This is a genomic window from Agromyces archimandritae (assembly GCF_018024495.1).
GTDB classification, from domain to species: domain Bacteria; phylum Actinomycetota; class Actinomycetes; order Actinomycetales; family Microbacteriaceae; genus Agromyces; species Agromyces archimandritae.
The window spans coordinates 875110-901718 of the sequence record NZ_CP071696.1 but is presented as its reverse complement, the minus strand read 5'-3'; the positions used below and the strand labels follow the sequence as shown (position 1 = coordinate 901718).

The following is a 26609-nucleotide window of genomic DNA, read 5'->3' as shown; positions in this document are numbered from 1 at the left end:
CGTGGACGCATGAGCGTGTGGAGCGAACTCACGGGGCAGGACGCGGCCATCGCGGTGTTCCGTGCCGCGGCGGGCGCCGGCGGCGGTTCGCAGTCGATGACGCACTCGTGGCTCGTGACCGGCCCGCCCGGCTCGGGCCGCTCGAACATCGCCTCCGCATTCGCGACCGCCCTCATCTCCGGATCGCCCGACGGCGACGAACCCACCCGCATCCAAGTCGAGGCGCGCAGCCACCCCGACCTGCACGTGCTCGCCACCGAAGGCGTCATCATCAAACGCGACGACGTGCGCGAGATCGTGCGGCGCTCGCACTATGCGCCGAGCGTCGGCCGCTACCGCGTCATCATCGTCGAGGACGCCGACCGCATGACCGAGCAGACCTCGAACTTCCTGCTCAAAGAACTCGAGGAGCCGCCGGCCGAGACCGTGTGGATCCTCTGCGCCCCGAGCGAGGCCGACCTCATCCCGACGATCCGCTCGCGGGTGCGGAGCGTCCGCCTGCAGGTTCCGTCCGTCTCCGACGTCGCCGAGCTGCTCGTGCGGCAGGGCGGCGTCGAACCGGCGCTCGCCGAGCGGGCCGCGCGCGAGGCGCAGAGCCATATCGGCATGGCCCGCAGGCTCGCCCAGAACGCCGAGGCCCGCGAACGCCGTGCCGAGACCCTGCAGCTCGCGCTCGGCATCCGCAGCACCGCCGACGCCGTGCTCGGCGCCGCCCGCCTGCTCGCGATCGCCGGCGAGGATGCGAACGCGATCGCCGAGACGCGCGACGCCGAAGAGCGCGAGCAGGCGCTGCGGTCGCTCGGCCTGCAACCGGGCCAGCCGGTGCCGGCGGGCCTCCGCGGGCAGCTGCGCGCCCTCGAAGACGACCGCAAGCGGCGTGCGACCCGCAGCCTCCGCGACGGCATCGACCGCATCCTCGTCGACCTCGCCTCCCTCTACCGCGACATCGTGCTCGTGCAGCTCGGCGCCGGCCTCGAGCTCGTCAATGCCGCCGTCGAAAGCGAGGTGCGCCGCGCCGCCGAAGCATCCACCCCAGAGGAGACCCTGATGACCCTTGACGCCGTCCAGACCGCGCGCGAGCGCATCGAGGGCAATGTGCAGCCCGCGCTCGCCCTCGAGGCGATGCTCGTCGCCGCGATCCGTCGGCCGGCCGAGCGGAGGGTCGCATGAGCGCCGTCGGCCGGCGCACGCGGCGGCGGATGCTCGCGGGCGCAGCGATCGCCGTGGCCGGCGTGCTCGGGCTCGCCGGATGCGTGCCGTCGTTCTTCAGCGAGCCGGAACGCACCTCGACGCCCACCGACGAGAAGGTGGATGCCGAACTGCAGCCGTTCTATTCGCAGCGCCTCGAATGGGAGGACTGCGGCGAGCTCAGCTGCGCGACCGCGACCGCGCCGCTCGACTGGGACGACCCGGCCGCCGGCGAGATCGAACTCGCACTCGTGCGCGCATCGGCCACCGGCGAGAAGATCGGCTCGCTGCTCGTGAACCCGGGCGGCCCCGGCGGCTCCGGCTACGACCTCGTCGCCGACTCGCTCGACTTCGCCGTCGGCCAGCCGCTGCAGAAGCGCTTCGACGTCGTCGGCTTCGACCCGCGCGGGGTGAACCGTTCGACCGCCGTCGCCTGTTTCGACCCGGCCGAAATGGACGACTACCTGTACGGGCTGCCTGAGAACCCGCGCGGCAGCGACGAATGGATCGCGGAGGCCGAGGCATCCACCGAGGCGTTCGGGGCGGCCTGCGCCGAGAACACCGGCCCGCTGCTCGGCGAGGTCGACACCGTATCCGCCGCCCGCGACATGGACCTGCTGCGGGCCGTGCTCGGCGATGAACGGCTGAACTATCTCGGCTACTCGTACGGCACCTTCCTCGGCGCGACCTACGCCGAGCTGTACCCCGACAAGGTCGGCCGCCTCGTGCTCGACGGCGCCATCGACCCGTCGGCCAGCGATTTCGAGGTCACCAAGGCGCAGGCCGTCGGCTTCGAAAGCGCCCTCGCCGCATACCTGGAGGACTGCCTCGGCGGGCGGGACTGCCCGTTCCGCGGAAGCGTCGACGACGCGATGGCACAGGTGCGCGGGATGCTGGATGCTGCCGACCAGAGCCCGTTGCGCGGCAGCGACGGCCGCTACGTCGGCGCCGACACCCTGCTGACGGCGATCATCTCCCCGCTCTACAGCCAGGACTCGTGGACGTACCTGTCGCAGATGATCGCCACCGTCATGCAGGGGCAGGCAGACGCTGCCCTGCAGTTCGCCGACCTCTACAACGGGCGCAACGAAGACGGCACGTACCTCGACAACTCCACCGAGGCGTTCCGCGCCATCAACTGCCTCGACTACGAGTACCAGGACGACGCCTCGGTCATGCGGGAGCGCGCCGCCGAGATGGAGCAGGCGGCACCCGTCATCGGCACGTACATGTCCTTCGGCGACACCGCCTGCGTCACCTGGCCCGAGCAGGGCCGGCGTGAGCGGGCGGAGATCCACGCGAGCGGCGCCGACCCCATCCTCGTGATCGGCACGAGCAACGACCCGGCGACCCCCTACGCGTGGGCCGTCGCGCTCGCCGAACAGCTCGATTCGGGCGTGCTCGTCAGCTACGAGGGCGAAGGCCACACCGCGTACAACAAGTCGAACTCCTGCGTCGGCGACGCCGTCGAGGACTACCTCATCGACGGCGTCGTGCCCGAGCAGGACCCGAAGTGCTGACCTCCGCCGGGCGCCCGATCCGGGCCTTCCGCTCCGCGGATCGGGCCGCCTCGGCGCGCCCGGAACGGGTATTCCGACCTCGGTTCGAGGCTGCCGGCCGGCACCCCGTCCGGCCCTCCGGCCCTCGGTTCGGAGTTGCGCCGGAACTCCGCTAACATGGACTCTCGTGCCGATCGCAAGCGATCGACGCGCCGCCTTAGCTCAGTCGGCAGAGCGTCTCACTCGTAATGAGAAGGTCGTGGGTTCGATTCCCACAGGCGGCTCCATATCCCCATTCCACGTCGACCCGGGCGTCGCGTCCGCAACGGGGATGCCCGTCGAGGTCGAAGGCGTCACCACCGGAAACCCGGCGCCCGCGATCACCTCTCGGATGATCAGCCGTGCTGTCGTCGGGCTCGTTCGCCGAATGCATCCAGCGCGGACAGAATCTCGCGGGCCTGCCAAAACCGGTTGCGCCGGCCTTCACCGATCTGTGTGAGGACTCCGGCTTCGACGAGTCCGTTGATCGCGTTCTGCGCGGCGACCTCGCTGATGTGCAGTCCGATTGCGACGCTCTTCGCGTTCACGACCGGCTGCGCAATGAGGTACTCCTTCAGCCGGTGGATGGAGGAGTCGCTGCGGGCGGCGACGCGCTCGTCCCAGCTCGCCGCCGCTGCTCGGATGTCGGAGACGAGGACCCGGCCGTTTCCGACCGCCGCGAACGCGGTCTCCGCAACGGCAGCGACGATCGCATCCGGATGCCCGGAGCGATACAAGGTCAAGGCGTCGAAGTAGCCGTCGGTGTCCTGAAGGAGCCCCGCCGAAACCGGTACGGCGACGTTGCGCGTGAGTCGGCCGTGACGGAGCATGCCCTGCAGCAGTGCACGACCGGTGCGGCCGTTGCCATCGGGAAACGGGTGCACCGTCTCGAATTGGGCGTGCGCGATCGCGGCCTGCACCAGCACGGGGATGTCGGTGCGTTCGGCGAACTCGACCAGGTCTGCCATCACCCGGGGCACGCGCTCATGATGCGGAGGAACGAACCGCGCGTCGTGCGGGGAGATACGTCCACCGCCGATCCAGACTTGCACGTCCCGCCAATGACCTACGTAGGAGGGCGCGGAGTCTGCGAGCAGTGCATCGTGCATGGTGATGATCGATTGCTCGTCGAGCTGGTCCGCCAGCGCGATGGCAGCCTGCATGGCACGGGTATTCGACACGACCAGCCGGGCATTCTCATTTCGGGCACGGCCGAGTTCTGCAAGGGCGACCTGCTCTGCGCTCGACGTGAGATTCTCGACCTCGGAACTCGAGGCGGACTCCGTGCGGAGCAGAATCGAGGCGAACGGTGCGGCGATGACGCCCGCCTCCGCGCCGAAATGCGCGAGCTCCTGGCTCGCATCGTCGGCCAGCGCCATCGTCGCGGGTTCCAACTCGACCTGCCTGGTCGCGATGAGCGGCGGCACGGCCGCCTTACCAAAGATAAACCGATTAACCTTTGGTATGGATGTTCCGTGTTCCGCGAGTGGATCACCTCTCCGCGAGTGCACGAAGCCCTTCCAGTGCTTCCGTGACGGCGATGCTCGGCGGTCGGGGGTCGTCGTCGACGGCCCAGCGGGCGAGGCCCTCCATCATCGCCGCCTGCAATGCCGCCGCGGCCGCGCGCGGGCCGGTCGTGGACTCGGGGACATCCAGGCGGCGGGCGATGAAGGCGACGAGTTCGGTGCGCCAGCGCTCGAACGCGTCGGAGCGGATCGCCTGCAGTTCCGGGGTGGTCGCGATCAGGCGGAGTCGCTGCCGGCTCGTCTCGAGCTCGTCGACGCCCCGATCGAAGGCGATCGACATGGCCGTGGCGACGGCGTCGACCAACGGCGTTCGCTCATCCGCATCCGAGAGCGCCTCGCGCACGATGTCGAAGGAGGACTCGATGCTGCCCCACACGAGATCGGCCTTCGTCGGGAAGTAGCGGTGCAGGGTGCGCAGGCTCAACCCGACCTCGTCGGCGATGCGCGACATGGTGACGTTCCCGTAGCCCTCGCGGATGACGGTCTCGAGGGCGGCGGCGCGCACGGTGCCGACATCGGCGATCGGCGGTCTGCCGGTTCGTGCCACGATGCCTCCCGAACGACCACGCTAAGCCCTTGTCGGCGGATTCAACTTATGACAGAGTGTGTCAGAAGTTGCGCGCACACCCGAGCGGCGCGCCGGTGCGACAAGGAGGTCGCTGCAGATGCAAGCTCAAGAGTTCGATGTGATCGTGGTCGGCTACGGCGACGCCGGGGCTGCGGCCGCGATCGAAGCCGCCGACGGCGGTGCGCGGGTGCTCGTGCTCGACGTGGCGTCCGGCGGCGGGGCGAGCGCGCTCTCCGGCGGAGTCGTCTACGCCGGCGGCGGCACCGCCCAGCAGCGCGAGGCAGGGTACGACGACACGGTCGAGAACCTCTACGCGTATCTGCGGCAGGAGGTCGGCGGCGTCGTCGACGACGCCACCCTCCGACGCTTCTGCGAGCAGAGTCCCGCCACGATTCCGTGGCTCGAGGCGCAGGGCGCGACGTTCGGCGGCAGTCTCGCGCCGTACAAGACCTCGTACCCCACCGACGAGCACTACCTCTATTACTCCGGCAACGAGAAGGCGTACCCGTACATCGAGCACGCCGAGCCCGCACCGCGCGGCCACCGGACGGTGGCGAAGGGCCTCGCCTCGGGCAAGGTGCTCTGGCAGGCGCTTGCCGCATCCGCACGTCGCAAGGGCGTCGTCTTCGTCCCGCTCGCACGCGTCGACGAGCTCATCATCGAAGACGGCGCTGTCGTCGGGGTGCGGTACCGCGTGCTCGAGCAGTCGCACCCGAACGCGGCCAAGCACGCCAAGCTCACCAAGCGCAGCGGCAAGATCGGCAACTGGGCCCCGGGTTTGGTCGCCGGAACCGTCGCCGAGATCCACCGTCTCTGGGAATCCGGGGCCGTGCGCCGTGAGGCGCGTGCGGCGGCCGTGGTGCTCGCAGCGGGCGGCTTCGTCTACAACGCCGAGTGGATGCGGCGTCATGCGCCCGAGTTCACCGGGATCTCGCCGCTCGGCACTCCCGCCGACGACGGCTCGGGCATCGCCCTCGGAATGGCCGCCGGCGGGGCGACGGCCGAAATGGGCAAGGTCACCGCATGGCGGTTCCTGTCGCCGCCGAGCGGATTCATCGAGGGCGTCACCGTGGGCCTCGACGGCCGGCGGATCGCGAACGAGGACCTCTACGGAGCCACGCACGGCAATGTGCTCATGCGCGAATTCGGCGGCAAGGGCTGGGCCGTCTACGACTCGGTGTCGTGGAAGAAGGCCCGCAGCCAGTTCTGGTCTCAGACCCAGATCTTCCAGAAGCTGCAGGCCGCGTTCCTCTTCACGATCGGGCATAAGAAGGCGCGTTCGCTCGAGGCGCTCGCCCGCAAGGCGGGTGTGGATGCCGGTGGGCTCCGCGCCACCGTCGACGCCTACAATGCGGGCATCGCCGCAGGCGCAGACCCGGCTCGCAAGGACCTCGAACTCTGCACGCCGGTCGCGAAGGGGCCGTTCTACGCCTTCGATATCTCGGTGGATGCCTCGCCCTTCTACCCGATCCCCGGGCTGACACTCGGGGGCCTCGTCGTCGACGGCGAGACCGGGCTCGTCGCACGTGAGGACGGCTCGCTCATCGACGGCCTCTACGCGGCCGGCCGCAATGCCGTCGGCGTGTGCTCGAACAGCTATCTGAGCGGCCTCTCGCTGGCCGACTGCATCTTCAGCGGCCGCCGCGCCGGAGCCCATGCGGCGGCGCTCGCACGCACCGCAGGTCCGAGTGCGGCGGCACCGGCGGTCGCCGCCGACTGACACCGGCGCGAGCGCGGCGGGCGCAGCGGTGACCGCGCGCGCCCGCCGCCTCCGCTATCGTCGTGCCATGACTCGACTGCGCTGGGGCATCCTCGCGACGGGCGGCATCGCCCACGCCTTCACGTCCGATCTGATCGCGAACGCCTTCACCGTGCAGGCGGTGGGGTCGCGGCGCGAGCATGCGGCGCGGGCCTTCGCCGAGGAGTTCGGGATCCCGAACGCGCACGGCAGCTACGAGGAGCTCGTCGCCGACCCCGAGGTCGACATCGTCTACGTGGCCACGCCGCATCCGTTCCACGCCGAGAACGCCCGGCTCGCGCTCGAGCACGGCAAGCACGTGCTCGTCGAGAAGCCGTTCGCGCTGAACGCGGCCCAGGCCGAGAGCGTCGCCCGCCTCGCGGCCGAACGCGGCCTGCTCGCGATGGAGGCGATGTGGACGCGGTACCTGCCGCATATGAACCGCATCCGCGAGATCATCGCGGCCGGCACGCTCGGCGAGATCCGCTCGGTGCACGCCGACCACACGCAGGATCTGCCCGAGGACCCGGCCCACCGTCTGAACGCCCCCGAGCTCGGCGGCGGCGCGCTGCTCGACCTCGGCATCTACCCGATCTCGTTCACCTGGGACGTGCTCGGCGCGCCGGCGACGATCGATGCGCGGGCGACGTTCAAAGACACAGGAGTGGATGCCGGAGTCGCGACCGTCTTCGGCTACGCCGACCCCGCGCAGATCGCCACGACGTTCTCGGCGAGCGACACCGCCGGCCCGAACCGGGCGGTGATCCTCGGCACCGAGGCCCGCATCGAGATCGAGGCCGTCTGGTACACGCCGACCTCGTTCCGGGTGATCGCGAGCGACGGCACCGTGCTCGAGGACTACTCCTCGGTCGTGAACGGCCGCGGCATGCACTTCCAGGCGGCCGCAGCCGAACGGTACGTGGCAGCCGGAATGACCTCCAGCGACATCCTGCCGATCGAGCAGACGGTGCAGATCATGGCGACCCTCGACGACATCCGCGGGCGCATCGGCCTGCGGTACCCCGACGAAGGCGCCTGAGCACCGCCCGACGCGCCGCCCCGTTCGCGCGAGGGATGCTCAGGAACCTTCTGGGTGAACCCCGGCATCTTCTCCACACCCGCCAGTAAGATGCGGGAAGATATGCGCGATCATCCGAACGGGCCGCGAGGCGAGGGCGGACGCCGCCCCCCGGAAGAGGGGGACGACCTCCTCGCCGCTCTGCTGCGCCGTCCCACCGGAAAGCCCGGCGCGGGCGACGCATCCGAAGAGCACCCGGCCGAGGACGGTGCGCGCGGCGACGAGGCGCGTGACGGTCGCGACTCCCACGACGCGCGCGGCGACGAGTGGATGCCCCGGGCCGGCGCCGCCGAGGAGCACCGCGACGATCGCGAACCCGGCGCCCGCCCGGCGGCCGAACCGCCGTGGGCGGCCGGCGAGCCCCTCGCGGGGCCGGATGCGGCTGCGCCCGCGCCGTCGGTCGAACACTCCGCCGCAGGCGGCGAACCGGTGCAGCTCGCCCCCCGCCCCTCGGATGCGGCCGCGTACCTCGCCGACATGCACGAGCGCGCCCGCGACGAGCGGGCCGCCGCCGAGCTCGACCCCGGGCAGCAGGCGGCCGCGCCGTGGTGGCTCGGCGCCCCCGGCGCCGGGGCCGACGCGCTCGAACCGGATGCGGGTGACACGACGCTCGAGCCGGATGCCGCTGCGGCATCCACCGCGGCCGATGATGCATATGCCGGCGGCGGAATGCCCCGCAGCTGGTCGCTCGAGGGAGAGACCGCGGCGGGCGCCGAAGCCCGGGCGGGCGCGGGCGAACCGGACGCCGCGACGCGGTGCATGGATGCAGCCACCGGCTCGGGCGGCTTCGGCGGTGGCGGAAGCGGCGGCGGCCCGGGCGGTGGCGGGAGCGGCAGCGGCGCGGGCGGAAGCGGCAGCGGCGCGGGCGGAAGCGGCGGCGGCGGATCCGGCGGCCCCGGCGGCATGGGCGACCGGTTCTCGGGCGCCATGGCATCCATCGGCGCATGGGCGAAGAAGCATCGCATCGCGCTCCTCATCGCGGTCGGCGTCATCGGCTTCGGCGGGCTCGGCGGGGGAGCCCTCGCGATCGGCCTTGCCTCGAACCAGCAACCCGCGGCGGCGCCGGCGACCGCGACCCCGACCGAGGAGGCTCGCCCCTCGCCCGACGCGGCAGAGACGCCGACGCCCGTCGTGCCGCCGAAGATCCGCGAATGCTCGGTCGCCGAAGCCGCCGCCGATCCGCGCCTTGCCGAGATGCAGGCGCAGGTGAAGAACGCGACGACCGGCGAGGTGCTCTTCGACCGCGGGGGCGACACCCCGAACCGCACCGCGAGCGCCCTGAAGGTCATCACCTCCGCGGCCGCACTGGCGACCCTCGGTCCCGACCACCGGGCGACGACGACGGTCGTGAAGGGGTCCGAGCCGGGCTCGGTCGTGCTCGTCGGCGGCGGCGATGTGACGCTTTCGCGGACGCCGAGCGGATCCGAGACCGTCTACCCGGGTGCCGCCCACCTCGACGATCTCGCCGCGCAAGTGCAGGCGGCGTGGGCCGCCGACCCGGCGAACCCGCCGATCCAGAAGATCATCCTCGACACCGATTTCTTCGGCGGCGTCGAATGGCAGCCGAGCTGGAACGAGGTCGAACGCTGGGACGGCTACATGCCCTCCATCACGGCGCTCATGGTCGACGGCGACCGCGACGACCCCTACGCCGACGTCTCCGCGCGCAGCACCGACCCCATCGGCCGGGCCGGGCAGGCCTTCGCCGAGACCATGGGCGTCGGCGTCGTCGAACGCGGCAGCGCCCCCGACGGCGCGCAGGTGCTCGGCAGCGTGCAGTCGCCGACGGTCGCGCAGCTCATCGACAAGTCCCTGATCGTCTCCGACAACACGACCGCCGAAATGCTTGCGCGCCTCGTGGCGATCGAGGTCGGCACCGGCAACTCCTTCGACGCGATCGACGCGGCCTTCAAGCAGGCCCTTGCCGGGTACCGCATCGATCTCAGCCAGGTGCACTTCGCCGACGGGTCCGGTCTCTCGGACGACAACTCGGTCGCGCCGTCGTACTTCACCGAACTGTTCCGTAAGGTCGAGGCGCGCGAGGGCGCCCTCGGCATCATCTTCGATTCGCTGCCCGTGGCGGGTGGCCCGCGCGGCTCGCTGTCGTACGACGACCGCTTCATGGGCGACAACGCCGAAGCCGACGGGCAGGTGTTCGCCAAGACCGGGTGGATCGAGACCGGCTACACGCTCGCCGGCATCATCCACGCGGCCGACAGCACCCCGCTGACCTTCGCGATCTACGCCCTCGGTGACGTCACCGACGAGGCCAAGCAGGCCATCGACACCCTGACGACCGCGTTCTACCGTTGCGGCGACAGCCTGTCGAACGAGTGATCGCGCCCGGAGCGAACGTCGGGACCGCGCGACCGCGCGAGGTGCGAGGATGGATGCAGGGGGCCACGGCATCCACTCGTGAGGAGCGATCATGAGCCGCGCACTACTCGTCGTCGACGTGCAGAACGATTTCACGGAGGGCGGCGCCCTCGGCGTGCAGGGCGGCGACCGCGTCGCCGGGGCGATCAGCGACTACCTCCGCGGGCATCGCGGCGAGTACGACCTCGTCATCGCCTCGCGCGACTGGCACGACCCCGAAAGCGACAACGGCGGCCACATCGTCCTCGACGGCGAGCCCGACTTCCGCGATACCTGGCCGCCGCACTGCATCGCCGGCTCGAAGGGCGCCGAGTACCACCCGCTGTTCGACCTCGACGGCGTCGACGCGCACTTCCGCAAGGGGCAGGGCAAGCCCGCCTATTCGGTGTTCGAGGGCGAAGCGGACGACGGCACCACCGTCGCCGAGCTCCTCATCGAGCGCGGCATCGAGTCCGTGGATATCGTCGGCATCGCCACCGACTACTGCGTGCTGCAGTCGGGGCTGGATGCCCTGGCGCACGGGCAGCATGTGCGCATCCTCACCGACCTCGTCGCCGGCGTCGCGCCCGAGACGAGCGCGGCCGCGCTCGCCGAACTCGGCCACGCAGGCGCCGTCATCGCCGAGGGCGAGGCCCGGTGACTCCCGAATCGGCCGGTCCGCCGCTGTATGCGGAGGCCCACGACGGCACGCTCATCGCCTATCGGGTGAGCGCGGCATCCGCACCCGACGACGCCCGGCCGGTGCTGCTCGTGCACGGCTTCGCCTCCGACGCCGAGACGACCTGGATCCGCACCGGGTGGGTTCGGGCGCTGAACGCGGCCGGACGGCCCGTCATCACGGTCGACCTGCGCGGGCACGGCGCGAGCGACGCACCGATCACGGCCGATGCGTACGCGCCGGCCGTGCTCGGCGCCGACCTCCTCGCCGTCCTCGATTCGGCCGGCGCCGACACCGTCGACGTCGTCGCGTATTCGCTCGGCAACCGCGTGGTCTCCGCCCTCGCCGAACTCGCCCCCGAGCGCATCGCCTCCGTCGTCATCGGCGGGGCCGGGCCGCGCGAGCTCTTCGCCGCCTGGGACCTCGACGAGGCGCGCGCCTACATCATCGAGGACCGGAAGCCGGGCAACCCCCTGATCGCGCAGGTGCTCGGACCGGCCCTCGAGGCCGGCGCCGACCCCTCGGTGCTGCTCGCGGTGATCGCCGGGATGAGCGGCTCGGAACTCGCGGTGCCCGGCGGCATCCGCACCCTCTTCGTCGTCGGCGAGAACGACCCGGTGCCGGCCGGCGCACAGGATCTCGCGCACGAGTGGGGGGCCGGGTTCGTCACGGTCCCGGGTCGCGACCACATCTCGACGCTGACCTCGCGGCATTTCAAGGACGCGGTGCTCGGATTCCTCGATGGCGGGGGCGCGGATACCGCGTAGGTCCGGGCCGTGCCCGCCGGCTTCGGCGAGGTCTGCGGCTGAGCGGCCCGCGGACGCGGGCCACGCACTTCGGCACTGTACATATCGCACAGTGATCCGGGGTGCATAGCCCGCAGCATGGACAGCATGCCGTATCGGAGCCGGGCGCTTTGCCCGGCTCCGATACGTGTTCCTACACTGACGACGAGTGCGGCGAACCCCATCGCCCCGTCGAAGAGGACTGCAATGAAGCAACACCGTGACGTCGGCCGACCGGCTGCGCCCGAATCGGCGGCGCAGAGAACTTGGGGTACCTTCGAATGGTCGCGCACCGCCGCGCCGATCCCGGTCCGAGCCACCGGCTCCCGATCGCGCGAGGCATCCGCCGCCAGGATGCCGGCATAACTCCCATCCCCAGAACGTCCCCTCCGTCCCGTGCCCGCACTGCACGGGCCGACTGCACACACACACCGAAGTGAAGGATCCGATCATGCAACGTCCGCTCATCCGCACCGCCGCCGTCTTCGTGGCGGCCGGCGCCCTCGCCCTGACCGGTTGCTCGGCCGACGGCGGCGACACCGCCGGCGGCGACGAGAAGCTCACCATCGGCATCAGCCAGATCGTGCAGCACCCCGCGCTCGACTCGGCCCGCGAGGGCTTCAAGGAGGCCTTCGCCGACGCCGGCTACGTCGAGGGCGAGGATGTCGAATTCGACGAGCAGAACGCGCAGGGCGAGCAGGCCACCGCCACCACGATCGCCTCGAAGTTCGCCACCGACGGCGTCGACCTCGTGCTCGCGATCGCCACCCCGACCGCACAGGCCGCAGCCCAGGCGATCGCCGACATCCCTGTGCTGTTCACCGCCGTCACCGAGCCCGAAGAGGCCGGCCTCGTCGACAGCTGGGACGCGCCCGGCGCGAACATCACCGGCACGAGCGACCTGAACCCGGTCGACGAGCAGCTCGCCCTCATCACCGAGGTGCTGCCCGACGCGAAGAAGGTCGGCATCGTCTACAGCTCGGGCGAGGTCAACTCCGAGGTGCAGGTCGACCTCGCCAAGGATGCGGCGAAGGAGCTCGGCATCGAGATCGTCGAAGCGACCGTGACGAACTCGAGCGAGGTCGCCCAGGCCACCGAGTCGCTCGGCGCCGTCGACGCGATCTACGTGCCCACCGACAACCGCGTCACCGAGGGCATCGAGGCGGTCGTCCAGATCGCCGAGCAGAAGCAGATCCCGCTGTTCGGCGCCGAGGGCGGCCAGGTCGAGTCCGGTGCGATCGCCACCTACGGCATCGACTACACCGAGCTCGGCTACCAGACCGGCAAGATGGCGCTGAAGATCCTCGAAGACGGAGCCGATCCGGCCGAGATGCCCGTCGAGACCCTCGACACCCTCTCGCTCATCGTGAACCCCGCCGCCGCCGAGCGCCAGGGCGTGAAGCTGCCCGCTCGCCTCACCGACGAAGCCGACCAGACGATCGAATAACCCCGAACCGGCCGGTGCCCCCAGGGCACCGGCCGGTGCACCATCCGGCACCACCGAAAGGCCCCCTGCATGAACGCCGCGCTCGAACTCGGCCTGCTCTACGGCATCATGGCGCTCGGCGTCTACCTGACGTTCCGCGTGCTGAACTTCCCCGACCTCACCGTCGACGGAAGCTTCACGACCGGCGCGGCCGTGGCCGCGTCGCTCATCATGCAAGGGGTCCCGGCCCCGCTCGCCACCCTCGCCGGCGCCGGATCCGGTGCGGTCGCCGGCGTCGTCACCGGCTTCCTGTACACCAAGGGCCGCATCGACGGCCTGCTCGCCGGCATCCTCACCATGATCGCGTTGTGGTCGGTGAACCTGCGCATCATGGGCACCTCGAACCTGTCGCTGCTCCGCGAAGACACGGTGATGACGCCGCTGCGCGAGGCGAAGCTCCTCGGCGGCCCCTGGAGCATCCTCGCCTTCGCCGTCTTCGCGCTCATCCTGAAGTTCCTCATCGACTGGTTCCTGTCGACCGACCTCGGCCTGTCCATCCAGGCCACCGGCAACAACGAGCAGATGATCCGCTCCCTCGGCGTGAATACGCACGCCACCACGATCCTCACCCTCGCGATCTCCAACGCCCTCGTCGCCCTCTGCGGCGCCCTCGTCGCCCAGTACCAGGGCTTCGCCGACGTCTCCATGGGCATCGGCCTCATCCTCGTCGGCCTCGCCTCGGTCATCATCGGCCAGGCGATCATCCCGGGCCGCCCGGTCTGGGCCGCCACGATCGCCGTGCTCGTCGGCGCCGTCGTCTACCGTCTCGTCATCTTCCTCGCGCTCGCCGCGGGCCTGAACCCGAACGACATGAAGCTCATCTCCGCCGTGCTCGTCGTCGCCGCGCTGCTGCTGCCGCGCTGGGGCTTCCTGAAACGCATCCCGAGCTTCCGGCAGCTGAACCGCCAGTCGGCGAAGGCCTGAGAGGAACCGCCATGCTCACGATCGACCACGTCACCAAGACCTTCTTCCCCGGCACCGTCAACGAGCGCGTCGCCCTCTCCGACGTCTCGCTGCACCTCGACGAGGGCGACTTCGTCACCGTCATCGGCTCCAACGGCGCCGGCAAGTCGACCCTGCTGAACATCATCTCGGGCAAGCTGCCGCTCGACACGGGCGAGCTCACGATCGACGGCCGCTCGATGAAGCGTCTGAAGGACTTCCAGCGGGCCCGCTACATCGGCCGCGTCTTCCAGGACCCGATGGCCGGCACCGCCCCCGACCTCACCATCGAGCAGAACCTCGCCCTCGCCCTCCGGCGCGGGCAGCGCCGCGGCCTCGGGCCGAGCCTCACGAAGGCCCGCCGCGAGCGCTTCCGCGAAGAGCTCACGAGCCTCGAACTCGGACTCGAGAACCGCCTGAAGGCGCGCGTCGGCCTGCTCTCGGGCGGCCAGCGCCAGGCGCTCTCGCTGCTCATGGCCGGCTTCACCTCGCCGCGCATCCTGCTCCTCGACGAGCACACCGCCGCCCTCGACCCGCAGCGCGCCGACCTCGTCACGCGCCTCACGAAGTCGATCGTGGAACGCGAGGGCCTCACCACCCTCATGGTCACGCACAACATGGAGCAGGCCCTCCGCGTCGGCAACCGCCTCATCATGATGCACGAGGGTGAGATCATCCTCGAGCTCGACGAGCAGCAGAAGAATGCGATGACCGTCGACGGCCTCCTCGCGGAGTTCGCGAAGATCAAGGGCGCCGTGCTCGACGACCGGGCGATGCTCGGCTGACATCGGGCGCGGGCGCAGGGCGCGGGCGCGCGGGGCGGCGAGTGGATGCCGCGGCGCGCCCCGGCATCCACTCCGCGTAGCCTGGGAGCCATGCCGATCGATCGACTCGACGCCCGACTCATCGCGCTCTTCGCCGACGAACCGCGCATCGGCGTCTACGAAGCCTCGCGCCGGCTGGGCGTCGCCCGCGGCACCGTGCAGGCCCGCCTCGACCGTCTGATGCGTTCCGGCGTCGTCACCGGCTTCGGCCCGGACGTCGACGCGGCCGCACTCGGCTACCCGGTCACGACCTACCTCGAGATCGAGATCTCGCAGGGCGAGCGCACGAGCGGCATGGTCGACGAGCTGCGCGCGATCCCCGAGGTCATCGAGGCGCACACCATCACCGGCCGCGCCGACCTGCTCGTGCGCGTCGTTGCCCGCTCGAACACCGACCTGCAGCGCGTCGTCGACCGCATCGTGCGGGTGCCGGGCATCGAGCGCACCTCGACCCTCGTCGTGCTGAGCACCCCGATCCCCTCGCGGATGCGCCCCCTCGTCGAGGCGGCCCCGGAGGGCTGAGCCGAAGGCGGGGGCCCGGGGCTCGGTCGCCCCGATCAGCGGAGCGCGGCGCGCCGAACGTGGCTGCGGGCGTGTTCGGCGGCGGCGTCGAGGGAATCGAAGAGGTGCTTTCGGTGCCGCAGCGAATCGATGACGCCGACCCGGCGCACGAGTTCGAGGTGTCGCGACTGCACGCCCTTGACGAGCACCGTGATACCGCGCCGTTCGAGGGCCCGGATGAGTTCCGTCACCACCTGCGCGCCTGTCGCGTCGAGCAGCTGCAGTTGCGACATCCGCAGGATCACGACATCCACATCGCGCAGCGCGGCGATGCGTTCGAGCATGCGCTCGGCAGCCCCGAAGAACAGGGCGCCGTCGAGCCGGAACAGGGCGATGCGCTCGTCGCCGGGCTCGGCGGCACCGGGGAGCTCCTCGCGGTGCACCCCGGAAGACCGGGCGAGGTTCCGCAGGGCGAGGAGGCCGGTGAACGCGACGCCGACGAGCACGGCGGTGATGAGGTCGACGCTGACGGTGACGACCGCCGTCACCACGAACACGAGCGCATCCTGACGGGAGGACCGCAGCACCGCGCGCACCGTGGAGGGCGCGACCATGCGGGTCGCGGTGACCATGAGCACGCCCGCCAGTGCGGCGAGGGGGATCGCGGCGACGAGCGCGGTGCCGACGAGCACGATCGCCAGCAGCGCGAGCGCGTGGACGATCGCCGCGACCCGACTGTGTGCGCCCGAGCGCACGTTGACGGCGGTGCGGGCGATCGCGCCCGTGGCCGGCATCCCGCCGAACAGTGCGGAGGCGATCGAGGCGAGGCCTTGTCCGACGAGTTCGCGATCGGCGTCCACCTCGCCCGTGTCGGCCATCGATGCAGCCACCCTGGCCGACAGGAGCGACTCGATCGCCGCGAGGGCGGCGACCGTGAGCGCCGGCGGCAGCAGCGTCCTGAGCGAGGCGGGATCGAGCGCAGGCAGTGCCGGCGCAGGGAGCCCGTGCGGCAGCGCGCCGATGGTCGCCACGGGTGCGCCGGCGGCGACGGCGATGATCGTCACGATGGCGATCGCGATGATGGGGCCGGGCACGAGCGGGTGGATGCGCGGTGCCGCCAGCATGATGGTCGCGACGATCGTCACCGCGCCGATCGTCCAGAGCGCCCCGGGCCAGGATGCTTCGCCGAGTGCGTGGATCGCACCGATGACGGCCGACTCGCCCGCGGCGGCGGGCACGCCGAGGAGCGCGGGAACCTGTTGCAGGAAGATGATGACGGCGATGCCGAGGCTGAAGCCCTCGATGACGGGCCAGGGGATGAGGGCGACCGCACGGCCGAGGCGCAGCATCCCGGCGACGAGCACGATGACTCCCGCGAGGAGCCCCACCGCGGCGAGGGCGCCGAGCCCGTGCGCGGCGATGATGGGCGCCAGTACGACGACCATGGCGCCGGTGGGGCCCGATACCTGCACGTTCGAGCCGCCGAACACCGCTGCGACGGCACCGGCGACGATCGCCGTGACGAGGCCGCTTGCGGCGCCGGCACCGCTGGAGACCCCGAAGGCCAGGGCGAGCGGGAGGGCGACGATGCCGACGGTGACGCCCGCGAGCAGGTCGCCCTTCCAGTTGCGCCGGAAGCCCCGGTAGTCGGCGGCGTTCGGCAGGAGGCTGCGGAGGCGTCGACCGAGGCTCGGCGAAGCGCTGGCCCCGTTCATCGGCGGCGCGACGCGGCGGGCGAGGAGGCCGCGGGTCCGGGCGGGTCGGGCGGCTCGACGTGCGCGACGAGACGGGACTCGACGTCATGCAGAGGGCGGTTCGATTCGGTGGGCACCCGGACTCCGTTCAGTCGCTGGCATCGAACCACGGGTCGATGAATCCATCAAGGCCCCGAAGACGGGGGATGCCCCGCACCGAAGGCCGGCGCGGGGCATCCACTCGTGAAACGGCTTACAGGGTGTTGCCGAGCTTGAAGCCCTGCTCCTCGTCGCCCTTGCGGGTGTACGAGAAGCCGTCGGCGCCGATGGTGACCTCGAGCTCCGAGTCCTCCTCGCGCGCCTTCACCGGCTGCGGCTGGCCGTCGAGGTCGAGCACGAGGGAGGCGTCGGTGTACCACGAGGGCACGACCGGGTTGCCCCACCAGTCGCGGCGCTGGTTGTCGTGCACGTCCCAGGTGACGACGGGGTTGTCGGGGTCGCCCGTGTAGTAGTCCTGCGTGTAGATCTCGACGCGGTGGCCGTCGGGGTCGCGCAGGTAGAGGTAGAACGCGTTCGAGACGCCGTGGCGGCCGGGGCCGCGCTCGATGCGGTCCGACATGCGCAGCGCGCCGAGCTTGTCGCAGATCGCGAGGATGTTGTGCTTCTCGTGCGTCGAGAAGGCGACGTGGTGCATGCGGGGGCCGTCGCCGCCGGTCATGGCGGTGTCGTGCACGGTGGGCTTGCGGCGCATCCACGCGGCGTAGACCGTGCCCTCCTCGTCCTGGATGTCCTCGGTGACGCGGAAGCCGAGATCCTGCATGAACTTCGTCGCGCGCGGCACGTCGGGCGTGACCTGGTTGAAATGGTCGAGCCGCACGAGCGCGCCCGGCGTGTACAGGTCGTAGCGCCACGCGAGCCGCTCGACGTGCTCGACGTCGTAGAAGAACTCGTACGGGAAGCCGAGCGGGTCGATGACGCGCACCGAGTCGCCGATGCCCTTCGTGTATCCGTTCTTCTCGCGGCGCACCTCGCAGCCGAGCTCCGTGTAGAAGGCGACGGCCTTGTCGAGGTCCTCGGGGGTGCGCACGCGGTAGGAGAACGCGGCGACGGCGGCCACGGGGCCCTGGCGGAGCACCAGGTTGTGGTGGATGAACTCCTCGAGGGAGCGGAGGTAGACGGTCTCCTCGTCCTCCTCGGTGACCGTGAGGCCGAGCACGTCGACGTAGAAGTCGCGCGAGCGCGCGAGGTCGGTGACGACGAGCTCCATGTACGCGCAGCGCAGGATGTCGGGGGCCGGGGCCGTCGGTGTGGGAGTGGGGTTGTCGCAGCTGATCGGCGCCTCCTGGCTCACGTAGAAGCCGGAGGAGGTGGGGGTCATGTCGTTGCGGTTGCTCATTTCAGCGTCCTTGCTCAGGGGGTGGGGTCTTGGGGGAGCCGCGGTGGATGCCGTGGCGCGGCTGTTGTTCAGCCGCGGCCGAAGCGCGGGGAGTGCGCTTCGTTCAACGTGATGTGCACCGCCTGCTGGTCGGTGTAGAAATCGATCGAGCGGTAGCCGCCCTCGTGGCCGAGGCCGGAGGCCTTGACGCCGCCGAACGGGGTGCGGAGGTCGCGCACGTTGTTCGAGTTCAGCCAGACCATGCCGGCCTCGACGGACTGTGCGAAGTTGTGCGCCCGCTTCAGGTTGTTCGTCCAGATGTAGGCGGCGAGGCCGTACCTGGTGTTGTTGGCGAGTTCGAGCGCTTCGTCGTCGGAGTCGAAGGGGGTGATCGCGACGACCGGCCCGAAGATCTCCTCCTGGAAGATGCGGGCGTCGGGGGCGACGTCGGCGAAGACGGTCGGGGCGACGTAGTTACCGGTGGGGAAGCCGTCGGGGCGGCCGCCGCCGGCGACGAGGCGCCCTTCGCCCTTGCCGATCTCGACGTAGGACATGACCTTGTCGTAGTGCTCGGGGTGCACGAGCGCGCCGACCTCGGTCTTCGGGTCCTGCGGGTCGCCGACGACGACGTTCTTCGCCCGCTCGGCGTAGCGCTCGACGAACTCGTCGTAGATCGCACGCTCGACGAGGATGCGGCTGCCGGCGGTGCAGCGCTCGCCGTTCAGGCTGAACACGCCGAAGACGGTCGCGTCGAGCGCGGATTCGAGGTCGGCGTCGGCGAAGACGACGGCGGGGCTCTTGCCGCCGAGCTCCATCGAGAGGCCCTTCAGGAACGGCGCGGCGTTGCCGAAGATGATCTGGCCGGTGCGGCTCTCGCCGGTGAAGGAGATGAGCGGCACGTCGGGGTGCTTGACGAGCGCGTCGCCGGCCTCTTCGCCGAGGCCGTTGACGAGGTTGAAGACGCCCTTGGGCAGCCCGGCCTCCTCGAAGATGGCCGCCCACAGCGAGGCCGACAGCGGGGTGAACTCGGCCGGCTTCAGCACGACCGTGTTGCCGGTGGCGATGGCGGGCGCGAGCTTCCACGACTCGAGCATGAACGGCGTGTTCCACGGCGTGATGAGGCCGGCGACGCCGATCGGCTTGCGGTTGACGTAGTTCATCTGCCGGCCGGGCACCTTGAACGCGTCGTCGTGCTGGGCGACGATGAGGTCGGCGAAGAAGCGGAAGTTCTCGGCGGCGCGCTGCGCCTGGCCGAGCGCCTGGGTGATCGGCAGACCCGTGTCGAAGGTCTCGAGCTCGGCGAGGCGCTTGTCCTGCGCCTCGACGAGGTCGGCGATCCTGTGCAGCACGCGGGAGCGCTGGCGGGGCGGCATCTTCGACCAGGGGCCTTCGTCGAAGGCGCGCTTGGCGGCGGCGACGGCGAGGTCGATGTCGGCCTGCTGGCCGGCGGCGGCCTGCACGTAGGTCTCGTTGGTGACCGGGTCGAGCACGTCGAACGTCTCGCCGCCCACGGAGTCGACGAAGGCGCCGTCGATGTAGTGGCGGATGCGGTCGGGCAGCCCCTCGGGGCGATGGGTGGTGGCCATCTCGTGTCTCTCTTTCGTGGGGTCGGGGGTGTGGATGCCGTGGGGCGCTCAGCCGGCGGCGGTGCTCACGGCATCCGCACCCTGATGCTTGTGCTCGGCGTTGTAGTCGAGCATCGCGTCGAGGGTCGCGGTGCGGTGGGCCCGGGCGGCGAGTTCGATCTCGAGCGGGTCGGCGCCGGATTCGAGGAGTCGAAGCAGGCGTTCGTGCTCTTCGACGGATTCGCGGGCACGGCCGGGCACGAAGCTGAAGGTGGAGTCGCGCAGCACCTTCAGCCGGTTCCAGCCGCGGTGCACGAGGTCGAGGATGTGCGGGTTCGGGCATTCCTCGAAGAGCACGGCGTGGAAGTCGAGGTTCAGGGCCGTGAAGCGCACGGGGTCGAACTCGTCGAGGCTCTGCCGCATGCGTTCGTTGACCTCGCGGGCGCGGCGGATGTGGTCGGCGGTGAGGGTCGGCGCCGACAGCGCGGTCGCTGCGCCCTCGACGAGCGCGAGCGTCTGCATGGTGTGCAGGTACTCGGTCTCTTTGATGAGGGCGACCTGGGCGCCGACGTTGCGTTCGAAGGTGACGAGCCCTTCGGCTTCGAGCAGGCGGATCGCCTCGCGCACGGGCACCACGGAGACGCCGAGTTCGCGTGCGATCTGGCCGAGCACGAGCCGGTAGCCGGGGGAGTAGCGGCCGTCCTCGATCCGCTCGCGGATGAAGCCGTAGGCGCGCTGCGCTTTCGAGACCTCGCTCATGCGCCCGTCTCCCGCTCGTACCTGGCGCGCCATTCGGCGTTCATCGGGAAGAGGCCGTCGACGGGTTCGCCGTTGCCGACCTGGCCTGCGACCCAGGCGTCTTCCGCGTCCTGCTTCTCGGCCTCGGCGAGGACCTCTTCGACGAGGGCCGGCGGGATGACGATGACGCCGTCGTCGTCGCCGACGATGACGTCGCCGGGCTGCACGGCGGCGCCGCCGCAGGCGATGGTGACGTCGGTCTCCCACGGCACGTGCTTGCGGCCGAGCACGCTCGGGTGCGGGCCTTGCGAGTACACGGGGATGTCGAAGGCGGCCACGGCGGCCGCGTCGCGCACGCCGCCGTCGGTGACGATGCCGGCGGCGCCGCGGACCTGGGCGCGGAGGGCGAGGACGTCGCCGACGGTGCCCGTGCCGCGTTCGCCGCGGGCTTCGACGACGAGCACCTCGCCGGGTCCGACGGTGTCGAAGGCGCGCTTCTGGGCGTTGTAGCCGCCGCCGTGGGTCTTGAACAGGTCGGGGCGGAACGGGACGAAGCGGAGGGTCTTCGCGCGGCCGGCGATGCGGGCGCCGGGGTGGTTGGTGGTGACGCCTTCGATGAAGATGTCGTGGTAGCCGCGCTTGCGGAGGGCGACGGAAAGGGTCGCGACGGCGACGGCGCCGAGGCGCGAGCGCAGTTCGTCGGTGAGGTCGAAGGCGGCCTCGCCGGCTGCGGGTGCGGATGCCCGGCCCGCTGCGACGGCGGCGTCGAACTCCTCCTGCGAGCCCCAGGCTTCGAGGCGCTGCAGTTCGTCGACGGCGGGTTTCGTGCCGAAGTCGCCGAACGGCGTCTCGCCCTGGGCGATGGTGGTGACGAGCCGGCCGCTGGAGCGGTCGCCGGCGATGGAATCGACCTCGACCTCGACGACGTCGCCGGGCACGACGACGGAGGAGCCGGCGGGGGTGCCGGTGAGGATGACGTCGCCGGGTTCGAGGGTCATCAGCTGGGAGAGGTCGGCGACGAGGCGGCCGAACGGGAAGAGCAGGGTGTCGCTGGTGTCTTCCTGGACGAGGGTGCCGTTCACCCAGGTGCGCACGCGCCAGTCGCCTTCGCCGAGGCCGTCGACGGGCACGAGGCGGGGGCCGAGGGGGGTGAAGCCGTCGCCGCCCTTGGAGCGGACGTTGGAGCCCTTGTCGGCGGCGCGCATGTCGTAGATGCCGAGGTCGTCGGCGGCGGTGACGTGGGAGACGTGCGCCCAGCCGTTCTCGGGGGAGACGCGGCGGGCGGCGGTGCCGATGACGAGGGCGATCTCGCCCTCGAAGGCGAGCAGTTCGGTGCCGGCGGGGCGTTCGAGGGTGCTGCCGGTGGCGGCGAGGGAGGACTGCGGCTTCAGGAAGTAGCTGGGCTGCGCGGGCGTGCGGCCGCGCTGCGCGGTGCGCGACGGGTAGTTCAGGTGCACGGCGACGATCTTGCCGGGCGTGGGGATTCCGTCGATGGTCATGAACATCCTCGTTTCAAGGTATCTCAAATGATATACGATCTGGCGGCGGCTGTCGAGCGCCCCGGGTGGATGCCGCGGGGCGGCTGCATCAGTAACTCGCGCGCTCGGCCCCGTCGCCGCCGATGAAGCGCTCCGCGAGCGCCTCCGAGCCGCGCGCGAGCATCGACACGTCTGCCGCGACGAGCACGAAGCTCGCACCCGCGGCGAGGTAGCGCTCGGCCGTCGCCGGAGCGAAGGCGTTCACCCCGGCCGGCTTCCCGGCATCCACCGCGGCCCGGATGCTGCGTTCGACGGCCGCGACCACCTCGGGGTGCTCCTGCTGCCCGAGCACGCCCATCGAGGCCGCCAGGTCCGAGGGGCCGATGAAGATCGCGTCGACGCCCTCGGTGGCGAGGATCGCCGGCGCGGCATCCACCGCGGCCGCCGACTCGATCTGCACGGTCAGCGAGATCGTCTCGTCGGCGTTCGCGAGGTACCCCTCGACCCGGTTCCAGCGGGCCGCACGCGCCAGGGCGCTGCCGACGCCGCGGACGCCGGCCGGCGGGTAGCGCACCGCGCGCACCATCGCCTCGGCCTGCTCGGCCGAGTCGACCATCGGCACGAGCAGGTTCTGCACGCCGAGGTCGAGGTACTGCTTGATCGTCACGACATCGCCGGAGGGCACGCGCACGAGCGGCGTCGCCGGGTAGGCGGCCACGGCCTGCAGCTGCGCGAGGATCGTCTCGAGCGTGTTGGGGGAGTGCTCGCCGTCGATGAGCAGCCAGTCCAGGCCGCTGCCGGCGGCGATCTCGGCCACGAGCGGGCTGCCCGAGCACACCCACATGCCGATCTGGGGGCGGTCGGCGGCCGCGAGGCGCTTCGCGAAGGTGTCGGGAAGGGTCATTCGAACCGGCATGTGATCGCCCCCAGGTCTCCGTAGTCGGCGTGCACGGTGTCGCCGCGCTCGACCCACATGGGCCGGGTGAACGAGCCGGCGAGGATGATCTCGCCCGCCTCGAGCGACTGGCCGTGCTGGGCGAGTTTGTTCGCGAGCCAGGCGACGCCCATCGCGGGGTGGCCGAGCACGGCTGCGGCCACGCCCGATTCCTCGATCGTCTGGTTGCGGTAGAGCAGCGCCGAGACCCAGCGCAGGTCGACCTCGCCGATCTTGACCGGGTTGCCGCCGACTACCATGGCGCCCATGGCGGCGTTGTCGCTGATGGTGTCGACGATGGTGCGGCCGGCCATCTCGATGTGGGAGTTCAGGATCTCGAGGGCGGGCACGACGTACGCGGTCGCGTCGAGCACGTCGAAGATCGTCGTGTTCGGCCCGGCGAGGGGTGTGTCGAGCACGAAGGCGAGCTCGACCTCGATCCGTACGTTCGAGAAGCGGTCGAACTCGACGCTCGCGCCCGACTCGATGACCATGTCGTCGAAGATCACGCCGTAGTCGGGTTCGGTGATGCCGGTGGCGACCTGCATCACCTTGGAGGTGAGGCCGATCTTGCGGCCGACGAGGCGGGCGCCGGCATCCGTGCGGCGTTCGGCCCAGAGCTTCTGCACGGCGTAGGCGTCCTCGACGGTCATGTCGGGGTTGCGGGCGGTCAGCAGCGGCACGATGGATCTCGTGCGGTCGGCTTCGAAGAGTTCGTCGGCGATGGCGGTGATGCGGGATGGATCCACGGATGCTCCACTTCGTTGTCGGGTCCCTCGAATCGTATACGATCGCACGCTGGGCGCATGCAATATGCAACCCGAGCCGCGCTCAGGATCCTGGTATCCGGTTTCGTATATGATTGCCCGGTCAGCGTCGACCCGCGGCGCTGGACCGGTCCCCTCGCGAGGCCGGGCAACACCCAAGCGGTTTCCCGACAGAGGAGTCGCCCGCAATGAGCACCACCGCAGCATCCACCCCCGGCACGAGCCCCGCCAAACAGCGCGAACTGCGCCGCGTCGCCTTCGCCACCGTCATCGGCACCACGATCGAGTGGTACGACTTCTTCCTCTACGCGAGCGCCGCCGGCCTCGTGTTCAACACGCTCTTCTTCCAGCCCGCCGGGCCCGAGTTCGCGACGATCCTCTCGTTCGCGACCATCGGGGTGAGCTTCCTGTTCCGACCCCTCGGCGCCTTCCTCGCCGGCCACTTCGGCGACAAGCTCGGCCGCCGGGCCATGCTCGTGCTCACGCTCATCCTGATGGGCGCGGCCACGACCCTCATCGGCGTGCTGCCCACCTACGAGCAGGTCGGCATGCTCGCCCCCGTGCTGCTCGTCCTGCTCCGCATCCTGCAGGGGCTGTCGACCGGCGGCGAATGGGGCGGCGCCGTGCTCATGGCCGTCGAGCACGCCCCCGACGGCAAGCGCGGCCGCTACGGCGCGTTCCCGCAGATGGGCGTGCCCATCGGCCTCCTCCTCGCCTCGGGCGTGCTCGCCCTCATGACGGGCGTCATCTCGCCCGGCGCCGCCTTCCTCGAATGGGGCTGGCGCGTGCCGTTCCTGCTGAGCGTCGTGCTCGTCGTCGTCGGCTTCGTCGTGCGCCGCAGCGTCGAGGAAAGCCCCGTCTTCGCCGAACTGGCCGCGAAGAAGGAGCAGACGAAGGTGCCGATCGTGCAGCTCTTCAAGAAGCACTGGCTGCTCGTCATCCTCGCCGCCCTCACCTTCGCCGGCAACAACGCCGCCGGCTACATGACCACCGGCGGGTACATCCAGAACTACGCGACGACCCCGGTCGCCGACGGCGGCCACGTCGGCATGGAGACCACGCCGGTGCTCTTGGCGGTCACCGCCTCCGCACTCGTCTGGCTCGGCTTCACCTGGCTCGCCGGCGTCGTCTCGGACCGCATCGGCAGGCGGAACACGTACATCATCGGGTGGATCGTGTTCCTCATCACGGTGTTCGCCCTGTTCCCGCTCGTGAACACCGGCAACGTGTGGCTGCTGTTCGTCGGGCTCGCCCTCTTCGTCGTCGGCAACGGCTTCACCTACGGGCAGCAGGCCGCCTACTTCGCGGAGCTCTTCCCGGCATCCATCCGCTACTCGGGCGTGTCGATCACCTACGCGATCGGCGCGATCCTCGGCGGTGCCTTCGCCCCGATGATCTCCGCCTGGCTCGTGCAGACGACCGGGTCGTCGACCTCGGTCGCGTTCTACATCGCCGGCGTCATGGTCGTCGCCTTCATCGCGACGCTCCTGCTGAAGGACCGCACGGGCATCCCGCTCGGCGCCGACCACGAGGACGAGCAGGCCGAGAGCGCCGTCTACGGCGTGAAGTGAACGGCCGCGGGGGTGGATGCCAGGTCGCCCGGCATCCACCCCCGCGCCGTAAGGTGTTGCGGTCGTCGGCGGTGCTTACGGATCGTTCTTCAGCGCTCCGGCAACCCGCTGCGCGAAGCCCGGAGCGCCACTCCGCGCAAGCCGATCGAGCAGTTTCGTGATTTCCACGGGCGGGTGACGCATGGCGGCCGCCTGTTCCGCGATGATCCGGCATACCCCGCTCGGCGAGAGGTCGAACTGATCCAGGAGGAATGCGTCGGTCCTGATGGCCTCGAGTCCCAGGGGTGCGAGCACGGAGTCTGGGAAGTCCTTCACATTCTCCGTGACGATGAGATCGGCTCTGCCGAGGAGCGCGGCAGCCACAACGTGGGCATCGTTCGGGTCGGGCAGTTCGATGCCCTGGACGAGTGGCTCCCACCCTTCTACGAGCGCATCGTCGAAGGCCTCGTTCATCGATCGGAATCGACTGTGGAATCGGCTCGCGTCGACGTCCGGGTGGATGCGCTCGAGAGCTTTGAGTGCTTCGTCGAGCACGTTCTGCGACCAGACCGGGCGGAAGGCTCCAGCGTCAGCCATGCGGAGCATGGTGTCGCACGGCGCCAGCGGTACGATCACACATGCGTCGAGGAATGCCGTGAACCGCGCCACCGCTACGAGTGCTTCCGTGCCTGAGCCAATGCTTCCTTGTAGACGTCCGCATCGACGTCATACAGACCGTCTTCTTCTGCTTGCCGGGTGAGTTCGTCCAAGCGGCTCCGCCTATCAGTGCGCTTTCGGTCGCGATATGCGAGGACGTCGTGCAGTCGCAGTCGCCGGTGCCTGGACTCGCCGAATCGTTCGAAGGGCAGCTCGTGTTCATCGAGCAGCCGGATCAGCGTGCTGCGGCTGATGCCAAGCAGGGTGGCTGCTTGCTGAGTCGTCAGTTGCCGATCGATTGGTTCGACACTGACGGCCTCGCCGCGCTCCATCGCCGAAACCACCTGCCGGAGCACGTCGTACGCCACCATCGGGAGCGGGATCTGCTCGCCGTCGGGACCGAGTAGCAGCGCAGGCGCGGTGTGATGCTCCAGGAATCGCCCGAGTTCGAGCATCTCGCTGAGGTCGCTAGGCGGGTCGACGACCAACGGATCTCTCGTTCGTACGGATGCGGTGCTCATAGCTCTATATTCGTCCAAATCGTCCAAATCCGCCATATTGTTCAGCACTTTGGCGAGAAGCAAATCCGGGTCTACGGCGTGAAGTAAGACGGCGGCGGGGGTGGATGCCGGGTCGCCCGGCA

Annotated in this window: 23 protein-coding genes and 1 tRNA gene; 13 read left to right on the top strand and 11 right to left on the bottom strand. The window is 70.4% G+C overall.

Annotation, left to right across the window (positions count from 1 at the left end; all coding sequences use genetic code 11):
• Nucleotides 1–9: 9 nt before the first annotated feature.
• The 3 genes from G127AT_RS04095 (at nucleotide 10) to G127AT_RS04085 (ending at nucleotide 2974) form a co-directional block, all read left to right on the top strand.
• Nucleotides 10–1170: a DNA polymerase III subunit delta' gene (locus G127AT_RS04095; RefSeq protein ID WP_210900190.1), complete on the top strand. Its 1161-nt coding sequence runs from the start codon at nucleotides 10–12 to the stop codon at nucleotides 1168–1170.
• Entirely contained in the window at nucleotides 1167–2708 is a 1542-nt protein-coding gene (locus G127AT_RS04090; RefSeq protein ID WP_210900187.1) for an alpha/beta hydrolase, read from the top strand. The genes G127AT_RS04095 and G127AT_RS04090 overlap by 4 nt, the downstream gene beginning before the upstream one ends.
• Before the next feature lie 190 nt (nucleotides 2709–2898).
• Nucleotides 2899–2974, top strand: a tRNA-Thr gene (locus G127AT_RS04085).
• Nucleotides 2975–3082: 108 nt separating this feature from the next.
• On the opposite strand, the gene G127AT_RS04080 is transcribed toward G127AT_RS04085, so the two are convergent.
• Both G127AT_RS04080 and G127AT_RS04075 read right to left on the bottom strand, forming a co-directional pair.
• Nucleotides 3083–4153, bottom strand: a complete 1071-nt coding sequence (locus tag G127AT_RS04080) for a Fic family protein (RefSeq protein WP_244857729.1) — start codon at nucleotides 4151–4153, stop codon at nucleotides 3083–3085.
• 64 nt (nucleotides 4154–4217) lie between these two features.
• Nucleotides 4218–4799, bottom strand: a complete 582-nt coding sequence (locus tag G127AT_RS04075) for an acyl-CoA-like ligand-binding transcription factor (protein ID WP_210900184.1) — start codon at nucleotides 4797–4799, stop codon at nucleotides 4218–4220.
• A gap of 118 nt (nucleotides 4800–4917) precedes the next feature.
• On the opposite strand from G127AT_RS04075, the gene G127AT_RS04070 reads away from it, so the two are divergent.
• The 9 genes from G127AT_RS04070 to G127AT_RS04030 all read left to right on the top strand — a co-directional run bounded on the left by G127AT_RS04070 (nucleotide 4918) and on the right by G127AT_RS04030 (nucleotide 15229).
• The gene (locus tag G127AT_RS04070; RefSeq protein WP_210900181.1) at nucleotides 4918–6540 is read left to right on the top strand and encodes an FAD-binding protein; all 1623 of its coding nucleotides are present in this window, start codon (nucleotides 4918–4920) and stop codon (nucleotides 6538–6540) included.
• Between the two features lie 67 nt (nucleotides 6541–6607).
• The gene (locus tag G127AT_RS04065; protein WP_210900178.1) at nucleotides 6608–7597 is read left to right on the top strand and encodes a Gfo/Idh/MocA family protein; all 990 of its coding nucleotides are present in this window, start codon (nucleotides 6608–6610) and stop codon (nucleotides 7595–7597) included.
• A 102-nt stretch (nucleotides 7598–7699) separates the two neighbouring features.
• Entirely contained in the window at nucleotides 7700–9973 is a 2274-nt protein-coding gene (locus G127AT_RS16235) for a D-alanyl-D-alanine carboxypeptidase (RefSeq protein WP_280527600.1), read from the top strand.
• 91 nt (nucleotides 9974–10064) lie between these two features.
• The gene (locus tag G127AT_RS04055) at nucleotides 10065–10652 is read left to right on the top strand and encodes an isochorismatase family protein (RefSeq protein ID WP_210900175.1); all 588 of its coding nucleotides are present in this window, start codon (nucleotides 10065–10067) and stop codon (nucleotides 10650–10652) included.
• The gene (locus G127AT_RS04050) at nucleotides 10649–11437 is read left to right on the top strand and encodes an alpha/beta fold hydrolase (RefSeq protein WP_210900172.1); all 789 of its coding nucleotides are present in this window, start codon (nucleotides 10649–10651) and stop codon (nucleotides 11435–11437) included. The genes G127AT_RS04055 and G127AT_RS04050 overlap by 4 nt, the downstream gene beginning before the upstream one ends.
• 469 nt (nucleotides 11438–11906) lie before the next feature.
• Nucleotides 11907–12902: an ABC transporter substrate-binding protein gene (locus G127AT_RS04045; RefSeq protein WP_210900169.1), complete on the top strand. Its 996-nt coding sequence runs from the start codon at nucleotides 11907–11909 to the stop codon at nucleotides 12900–12902.
• Nucleotides 12903–12971: 69 nt separating this feature from the next.
• Nucleotides 12972–13865 carry an ABC transporter permease gene (locus G127AT_RS04040; protein WP_210900166.1) on the top strand — a complete coding sequence of 298 codons (894 nt, stop codon included), beginning with the start codon at nucleotides 12972–12974 and terminating at the stop codon, nucleotides 13863–13865.
• An 11-nt stretch (nucleotides 13866–13876) separates the two neighbouring features.
• Nucleotides 13877–14668 carry an ABC transporter ATP-binding protein gene (locus G127AT_RS04035; RefSeq protein ID WP_210900163.1) on the top strand — a complete coding sequence of 264 codons (792 nt, stop codon included), beginning with the start codon at nucleotides 13877–13879 and terminating at the stop codon, nucleotides 14666–14668.
• A 90-nt stretch (nucleotides 14669–14758) separates the two neighbouring features.
• Complete coding sequence (locus tag G127AT_RS04030) at nucleotides 14759–15229, top strand: Lrp/AsnC family transcriptional regulator (RefSeq protein WP_210900160.1); 471 nt, start codon at nucleotides 14759–14761, stop codon at nucleotides 15227–15229.
• Between the two features lie 35 nt (nucleotides 15230–15264).
• On the opposite strand, the gene G127AT_RS04025 is transcribed toward G127AT_RS04030, so the two are convergent.
• The 7 genes from G127AT_RS04025 to hpaH all read right to left on the bottom strand — a co-directional run bounded on the left by G127AT_RS04025 (nucleotide 15265) and on the right by hpaH (nucleotide 23741).
• Complete coding sequence (locus G127AT_RS04025; RefSeq protein WP_210900158.1) at nucleotides 15265–16923, bottom strand: SulP family inorganic anion transporter; 1659 nt, start codon at nucleotides 16921–16923, stop codon at nucleotides 15265–15267.
• Nucleotides 16924–17155: 232 nt separating this feature from the next.
• The gene (gene hpaD / locus G127AT_RS04020; RefSeq protein WP_210900155.1) at nucleotides 17156–18298 is read right to left on the bottom strand and encodes a 3,4-dihydroxyphenylacetate 2,3-dioxygenase; all 1143 of its coding nucleotides are present in this window, start codon (nucleotides 18296–18298) and stop codon (nucleotides 17156–17158) included.
• A gap of 68 nt (nucleotides 18299–18366) precedes the next feature.
• Nucleotides 18367–19863: a 5-carboxymethyl-2-hydroxymuconate semialdehyde dehydrogenase gene (gene hpaE / locus G127AT_RS04015; protein ID WP_210900153.1), complete on the bottom strand. Its 1497-nt coding sequence runs from the start codon at nucleotides 19861–19863 to the stop codon at nucleotides 18367–18369.
• A gap of 48 nt (nucleotides 19864–19911) precedes the next feature.
• Nucleotides 19912–20601 (bottom strand): GntR family transcriptional regulator, encoded by a 690-nt coding sequence (locus tag G127AT_RS04010; protein WP_210900151.1) that lies wholly within the window; start codon nucleotides 20599–20601, stop codon nucleotides 19912–19914.
• On the bottom strand, nucleotides 20598–22079 hold the full coding sequence (locus tag G127AT_RS04005) for a fumarylacetoacetate hydrolase family protein (protein ID WP_210900149.1): 1482 nt from the start codon (nucleotides 22077–22079) through the stop codon (nucleotides 20598–20600). Before G127AT_RS04005 ends, G127AT_RS04010 begins: the two co-directional genes overlap by 4 nt.
• An 88-nt stretch (nucleotides 22080–22167) precedes the next feature.
• Nucleotides 22168–22974: an HpcH/HpaI aldolase family protein gene (locus G127AT_RS04000; protein WP_210900147.1), complete on the bottom strand. Its 807-nt coding sequence runs from the start codon at nucleotides 22972–22974 to the stop codon at nucleotides 22168–22170.
• Nucleotides 22959–23741 carry a 2-oxo-hept-4-ene-1,7-dioate hydratase gene (gene hpaH / locus G127AT_RS03995; RefSeq protein WP_244857728.1) on the bottom strand — a complete coding sequence of 261 codons (783 nt, stop codon included), beginning with the start codon at nucleotides 23739–23741 and terminating at the stop codon, nucleotides 22959–22961. The genes G127AT_RS04000 and hpaH overlap by 16 nt, the downstream gene beginning before the upstream one ends.
• A 206-nt stretch (nucleotides 23742–23947) precedes the next feature.
• Here hpaH and G127AT_RS03990 point away from each other — a divergent pair, with 206 nt between their 5' ends.
• On the top strand, nucleotides 23948–25330 hold the full coding sequence (locus G127AT_RS03990) for an MFS transporter (protein WP_210900143.1): 1383 nt from the start codon (nucleotides 23948–23950) through the stop codon (nucleotides 25328–25330).
• 75 nt (nucleotides 25331–25405) lie between these two features.
• Here the strand turns inward: G127AT_RS03990 and G127AT_RS03985 are convergent, their stop codons facing one another.
• Nucleotides 25406–25945, bottom strand: a complete 540-nt coding sequence (locus G127AT_RS03985; RefSeq protein WP_425305895.1) for a VapC50 family PIN domain-containing toxin — start codon at nucleotides 25943–25945, stop codon at nucleotides 25406–25408.
• 35 nt (nucleotides 25946–25980) lie between these two features.
• Complete coding sequence (locus G127AT_RS03980; RefSeq protein WP_210900138.1) at nucleotides 25981–26487, bottom strand: helix-turn-helix domain-containing protein; 507 nt, start codon at nucleotides 26485–26487, stop codon at nucleotides 25981–25983.
• Between the last annotated feature and the right edge of the window lie 122 nt (nucleotides 26488–26609).

Coding starts and splice junctions, on each gene's coding strand:
- G127AT_RS04095 (WP_210900190.1), top strand. CDS start 10: ATGAGCGTGTGGAGCGAACTCACGGGGCAGGACGCGGCCATCGCGGTG.
- G127AT_RS04025 (WP_210900158.1), bottom strand. CDS start 16,923: ATGAACGGGGCCAGCGCTTCGCCGAGCCTCGGTCGACGCCTCCGCAGC.
- G127AT_RS04030 (WP_210900160.1), top strand. CDS start 14,759: ATGCCGATCGATCGACTCGACGCCCGACTCATCGCGCTCTTCGCCGAC.
- G127AT_RS04090 (WP_210900187.1), top strand. CDS start 1,167: ATGAGCGCCGTCGGCCGGCGCACGCGGCGGCGGATGCTCGCGGGCGCA.
- G127AT_RS04040 (WP_210900166.1), top strand. CDS start 12,972: ATGAACGCCGCGCTCGAACTCGGCCTGCTCTACGGCATCATGGCGCTC.
- hpaD (WP_210900155.1), bottom strand. CDS start 18,298: ATGAGCAACCGCAACGACATGACCCCCACCTCCTCCGGCTTCTACGTG.
- G127AT_RS04035 (WP_210900163.1), top strand. CDS start 13,877: ATGCTCACGATCGACCACGTCACCAAGACCTTCTTCCCCGGCACCGTC.
- G127AT_RS04055 (WP_210900175.1), top strand. CDS start 10,065: ATGAGCCGCGCACTACTCGTCGTCGACGTGCAGAACGATTTCACGGAG.
- G127AT_RS04010 (WP_210900151.1), bottom strand. CDS start 20,601: ATGAGCGAGGTCTCGAAAGCGCAGCGCGCCTACGGCTTCATCCGCGAG.
- G127AT_RS16235 (WP_280527600.1), top strand. CDS start 7,700: ATGCGCGATCATCCGAACGGGCCGCGAGGCGAGGGCGGACGCCGCCCC.
- G127AT_RS04045 (WP_210900169.1), top strand. CDS start 11,907: ATGCAACGTCCGCTCATCCGCACCGCCGCCGTCTTCGTGGCGGCCGGC.
- G127AT_RS03990 (WP_210900143.1), top strand. CDS start 23,948: ATGAGCACCACCGCAGCATCCACCCCCGGCACGAGCCCCGCCAAACAG.
- G127AT_RS04070 (WP_210900181.1), top strand. CDS start 4,918: ATGCAAGCTCAAGAGTTCGATGTGATCGTGGTCGGCTACGGCGACGCC.
- hpaE (WP_210900153.1), bottom strand. CDS start 19,863: ATGGCCACCACCCATCGCCCCGAGGGGCTGCCCGACCGCATCCGCCAC.
- G127AT_RS04065 (WP_210900178.1), top strand. CDS start 6,608: ATGACTCGACTGCGCTGGGGCATCCTCGCGACGGGCGGCATCGCCCAC.
- G127AT_RS04000 (WP_210900147.1), bottom strand. CDS start 22,974: ATGCCGGTTCGAATGACCCTTCCCGACACCTTCGCGAAGCGCCTCGCG.
- G127AT_RS04005 (WP_210900149.1), bottom strand. CDS start 22,079: ATGACCATCGACGGAATCCCCACGCCCGGCAAGATCGTCGCCGTGCAC.
- G127AT_RS03980 (WP_210900138.1), bottom strand. CDS start 26,487: ATGAGCACCGCATCCGTACGAACGAGAGATCCGTTGGTCGTCGACCCG.